Source organism: Micrococcus sp. KRD070, from assembly GCF_017168435.1.
Lineage (GTDB): Bacteria > Actinomycetota > Actinomycetes > Actinomycetales > Micrococcaceae > Micrococcus > Micrococcus luteus.
The window spans coordinates 46,334-47,670 of record NZ_JABFNH010000021.1 but is presented as its reverse complement, the minus strand read 5'-3'; the positions used below and the strand labels follow the sequence as shown (position 1 = coordinate 47,670).

Below are 1,337 nucleotides of genomic sequence, written 5' to 3'. Positions count from 1 at the left end.
CCCCTGCCTCCGATGCGCTGCGGACTGGACGGCCTCCTCCGCGCTCCGACCGTGTTCTCGACCCCGGCCGCGCGCGAGGCGGGCGTGAGTGCGGCCCGGCTGCGGCGCGGGGACGTGGTCTCCCTCGGCTGGGGGCTCTGGGGCCTGCGCGGCGTCGCACCGGACCCCATGGATCATGTGCGGGCACTGCAGGATCTGCACCCCGAGGGCGTGTTCAGCCACGTCACGGCCGCCCGGGTGCTCGGCCTGTGGTTGACCGGGCCGCTCGCCGCCGACCGGTCCGTGCACATCGCGACCCCGCGCGGCCACGGCACCGCGTCGAGCCGGGCCGGGATCCGCTCACACCGCCTCCGCGCCGACGCACCGGTGCGGATCGTGGACGGGGTGCGTGTGACCGCACCGGGGTGGACCTTCGTGGACCTCGCCGCGCACGCCGGGCCGCTCGAGCATCTCGTCGCGCTGGGGGACAGCATGGTTCGGACCGCCCCGACGGAGGCCCGCCGCCGTCGGCTGCCTCCCGGGGTGACGGACGTGGCCGAGCTGCGCGCCGCCGTCGAGGAACGCGGTCGGGTGCGCGGGATCCGTGCGGCCCGGGAGGCGCTGGAGCTCGTGCGTCCCGGGGCCGACTCGCCGCAGGAGAGCCGGCTGCGGGTGCGGCTCGTCCTGGACGGCGTCCCCGAGCCCGCGGTGAACCCGTGCATCCGCCTCGCCACGGGACAGCGGCTCCGCGTCGATCTGGTGTGGGCGGAGGCCAAGGTGGCCGTCGAGTACGACGGCGATCAGCACCGCACGGATCGCCGGCAGTGGCGTGAGGACCGCGAGCGGGACGCGGCCCTGCGCGCGGAGGGGTGGGAGGTGATCCGGGTGACCGCCGACGTGTTCCTGCCGGGGCACTGGGAGCTCTTCGTGCGGCAGCTGCGGGGCCTGGTGGCCGCGCGGACGATGCCGGGCCGAGTGCCGCCGTCGTGGATCTGACCTGTCGAGGCCCGCAGACGCGCCGCTACGGCCTGGCGGTAACGGCGTGTCTGCGGGCCTCGGCGAGAGGGGCGGGAGCCTCGGGCCGGCGTCGGCCCCTGCCCCTCGTCTCCGGACCGGCGTAGAATCGAGCACCGGTCCTCTCGGACCCGACCCACCCCCTCATCCGGAGAGTTCTGCCGCATGCTGCGCACCATGTTCCACGCCAAGATCCACCGGGCCACCGTGACCCAGGCGGACCTGCACTACGTGGGCTCCGTGACCGTGGACCAGGACCTGCTGGACGCCGCGGACATCCTCCCCGGCGAGCTCGTGTCCATCGTGGACGTCACCAACGGCGCGCGACTGGAGACCTACACCAT

Annotated in this window: 2 protein-coding genes; both read left to right on the top strand. The window is 74.9% G+C overall.

Features of this window, described 5'->3' with window-relative positions:
• The coding region (locus J1M38_RS07305; protein WP_241246549.1) for a DUF559 domain-containing protein at positions 1 to 975 on the top strand (975 nt) is incomplete at its 5' end.
• A 183-nt stretch (positions 976 to 1,158) separates the two neighbouring features.
• Positions 1,159 to 1,337 (top strand): aspartate 1-decarboxylase (locus J1M38_RS07300; RefSeq protein ID WP_206501215.1); only part of this gene is annotated, 179 nt, incomplete at its 3' end.